The 4,024-nt window shown below is 47.8% G+C and carries 2 protein-coding genes; both read right to left on the bottom strand.

What is annotated here, in order from left to right; genetic code table 11:
- Positions 1–37: 37 nt before the first annotated feature.
- The gene (locus ACTXGO_RS10715) at positions 38–1,819 is read right to left on the bottom strand and encodes a 2-oxo acid dehydrogenase subunit E2 (protein ID WP_443574434.1); all 1,782 of its coding nucleotides are present in this window, start codon (positions 1,817–1,819) and stop codon (positions 38–40) included.
- A gap of 54 nt (positions 1,820–1,873) precedes the next feature.
- Positions 1,874–4,024: pyruvate dehydrogenase (acetyl-transferring), homodimeric type (gene aceE, locus ACTXGO_RS10710; protein ID WP_443574432.1), on the bottom strand; the 2,151-nt coding region annotated here is incomplete at its 5' end.

Here is a 4,024-nt window from a genome sequence, read left to right as displayed (position 1 = left end):
TTTAAACTGGCTGTTTTATTACTTTATAAGCTAAGTACTAAAGTAGAATACGACGCGGATCAGCGAGTAAGGTTGTAATATAGCGAGTAAACACAGCAGCATCAGCACCATTAATAACGCGGTGATCATAAGACAAAGATAATGGCAGCATCAAACGCGGCTCAAAGGTTTTTGTGCTCTCATTCCAGCGCGGTTGCATACTCGCTTCAGACACGCCTAAAATACCTACTTGTGGCCAGTTTACCAAAGGCGTAAAGGCGGTGCCGCCCAAGTTACCTTGACTCGATATGGTAAAGCTTGCGCCTTGCAAATCTTTGGTACCAAGCTTTTTATCACGGGCTTTTGCTGCCAGCTCACCGATCTCAACGGCGATCTGCTTAAGACCTTTGTCCTGAGCATCTTTAATAACAGGGACAATCAGACCGTCATCAGTAGCAACGGCAATACCCATATTGACACTTTTGCGTAGGATGACTTGCGTATTATCATCACTCAAATGACTGTTAAAGCGCGGATGCTGAGTCAGCGCATAAGCGGTCGCTTTGACAATAAAGGCTAGTATGGTAAAGCCAATACCTTCCGCTTTCATGCCGCCTTTGAGCTCGCCGCGTAGCTTTTCAGTTTCGGTAATGTCTGACAAATCAAACTGCGTCACTTGCGGCAAATAGGTATTGTAGTTGAGCTGCGGGATTGAGACTTTTTGCAAACGGCTTAAATCTACCGTTTCGCTTTCTCCCCAAATCTCTGTATTACTCATATCAGGCAAACTTGGCAACCCTGAACCAGCTTGCACGCTACTAGTAGGCGCCGCCTTTTGTGTGGTAATACGCTCTTTGACATGTGCGAACAAATCCTCTTTTAGGATACGATCATTGATCGCTGAACCATTAACTTGAGTAATATCGATACCCAATTGACGCGCCAGCTTACGTACGGCGGGGCCTGCATACACTTCAGTCAACTTTTGATTGACCTCACGCTCTGTCAGCTTGTTATCCGCTCCTTTAGCTACTTGCTTAGGCTCACCCGTAGTTTGGTTTTGCGCAGAGGTATTTGCGTCCGAGCTATCTTTAGATTCTGATTTGGCAGGCTCTTTGTTCTCAGACGCTTTACTCCTGGACTCTTTGTCTTGAGAGAATTTAGTATCCGCTTTGTCGCTATCACTACTTTGTGAGCTACTCCCTTTGATAATAATAAAGTCTTGACCGTTAGCGACCATGTCACCTGCTTCAACCAATATTTTCTCAATCGTACCTGCCTCTGGCGCAGGCACTTCAACAGAGGCTTTATCCGACTCAATCAATAGTATGGATTGATCCGCGCTCACCGTATCGCCAACACTAACCATAATCTCAGCAACTTGTGCTTCATCTACGCCTAAATCTGGTAGCGCATGGGTGGTGCTAGCGCCCGACTTGGTAGTAGATTTATCTTCGCCTGCCGTGTCAGCATTTTTAATATCAGCCTTTTGCTGCTGATTATCGTCAGATTCAGAGGGTTCTTTATTGTCTTGTTTAGCCTTGTCTTGTTTAGACTTGTCTTCATCTGAACTTTGATTGTCGCTTTTAGCATCACTACTGTCATTGTTGCCCTCGTCGCTTTCAAGCTCAATGAGTACCATACCTTCGCTGACTTGATCGCCGACAGCCACATTGATATTCGTCACTTTACCAGCAGCTGAGCTTGGTACTTCAACAGAGGCCTTGTCAGACTCAATCAAAATAATGTTGTCGTCTTTGGCGATGACGTCACCGACTGCTACCATGATCTCGCTAACTTCAGCACTATCAACACCTAAATCTGGGGCTTTAATTTCCATCTTGTCCATCCTTGTCTTTTAATTACCTAGTCGTGTGATTATTAGTCATGAGGTTTATTCTGCGACGTCATCATCGTTAAGCAAAGTGGCATCGGCTTGATCTTCAGCACGGCCTTCACTTGTGATTTCATCGTCGTCTTCACCGACAAACTCAGGTACAGGATTTGGGTTGATGTTGTCAGAAGCTGGCGCTGGTGCATCTGGAAAATGATCGTACTGCGGCTGCGTCTGCCAAGCAGGTGGCTGATCGGTATCGATATCAAAGCTTGAAATGGCGTCTTTGACCAAACGCATTTCCACCTCGCCCTCATCTGCTAAGCGCTTCAACGTCGCTACTACAATGTGTGCCGCGTCGACATGAAAGAAGCTACGCAGTTGCTCGCGGGTATCGGAGCGACCATAGCCGTCAGTGCCAAGCGTGGTATAAGGACGATTATCAGGGAGCCAAGCGCGGATCTGCTCTGAGTAGTTACGCATATAGTCAGTCGCGGCTACCACGATGCCTTCATGCGGTGCGAGCAGTTCTGTGACCCAAGGCACGACTTCATCGTCCATGGGATGCAGACGGTTATAGTCATCACAGGCCATACCATCGCGGGTCAGCTCATTAAAGCTGGTCACGCTCCAGACGTTTGATGTGATATTAAACTCATCTTTTAAGATGCGCGCCGCTTTTTGTACTTCGCGCAAGATCACGCCTGAACCGAGCAGCTGCACTTGGCTTGAGCCGTTATCTTCTAATAGATACATGCCGCGCTTGATGCCTTCTTCCGCGCCCTCTGGCATAGCTGGCTGATCGTAGTTTTCATTCATGAGTGTCAGATAATAGTAGACGCGCTCGCCCTCGCCATACATACGGCGCAAACCGTCGTGCATCACGACTGCAAGCTCATAACCGAAGCAGGGATCGTAGGTGACGCAGTTGGGTACGGTGTTGAACAATATTTGCGAATGACCATCTTGATGCTGTAAGCCCTCACCATTCAATGTCGTACGCCCTGCTGTTGCACCCAACAAGAAGCCCTGCGCTTGACAGTCGCCTGCCGCCCAAGCAAGATCGCCTACGCGCTGAAAGCCAAACATAGAATAGTAAATATATAGTGGTATCATCGGCAAAGCATTGACTGAATAGCTGGTCGCTAGTGCTATCCACGTACTCATCGCGCCCGCTTCATTGATACCTTCTTCTAGCATATGCCCGTCGATGGCTTCTTTATAACCCATCAACGCCTCGCTATCCTCCGGCGTGTATTTTTGTCCTGCCGCAGAGTAAATCCCTAATTGACGGAACATACCCTCAAGGCCAAAGGTACGCGCCTCATCTGGCACAATAGGCACAACGCGATCTTGAATGTCTTTGTTTTTGAGCATCGCTGATAGCAGGCGCACGAACACCATAGTGGTCGACTGCTCTTTGCCTTTACTACCTTGTAGGACGCGATCAAATATCGAGAGCTCTGGAATATTAAGTGGAATATGACCACTACGGCGATTAGGCAGATGACCGCCCAAGGCCTCACGGCGACCCTTGAGATACTTCATCTCTATAGAGTCCTCGGCAGGGCGATAGAACGGCAGCGTCTCTAGCTGCTCATCAGTAAAGGGCAGATCAAATCGATCACGGAAGTACATCAGCGCTTCTTGATCCAGCTTTTTGATCTGATGCGATTTGTTTACCGCTTGTGCTTGATTTGATAGACCATAGCCTTTGACGGTTTTGACTAAGATAACGGTTGGCTGACCTTTGGTTTTCATCGCTTCACTAAAGGCGGCATATACCTTCATTGGATCATGACCACCGCGATTTAGACGGGAGATATCTTTATCAGAGAGCTCATTTGCCATCTCTTCTAGTTCTGGATACTTACCAAAGAACTCTTTGCGGACAAATTCAGGCGAGCGTGCTTCGTAAAGTTGATATTCGCCATCGACGGCTTCTTCCATACGGTGTTTAAGAACGCCCGTCTCATCTTTGTCAAGCAGCGTATCCCACTGACCGCCCCAAATGACCTTGATAACGCGCCAGCCTGCCCCGCGAAACACTGACTCTAGCTCTTGAATGATTTTGCCATTACCACGTACCGGCCCATCAAGACGCTGCAAATTACAGTTGATGACCCAAATCAGATTGTCGAGCTTTTCACGTCCTGCCAAGGATATCGCGCCCAAGCTCTCAGGCTCATCGGTCTCGCCATCTCCTAAGAA

It is taken from the genome of Psychrobacter sp. T6-1 (genome assembly GCF_052258445.1).
The sequence above is the reverse complement of the archived record's forward strand: the minus strand, read 5'-3'. Positions and strand labels throughout refer to the sequence as shown.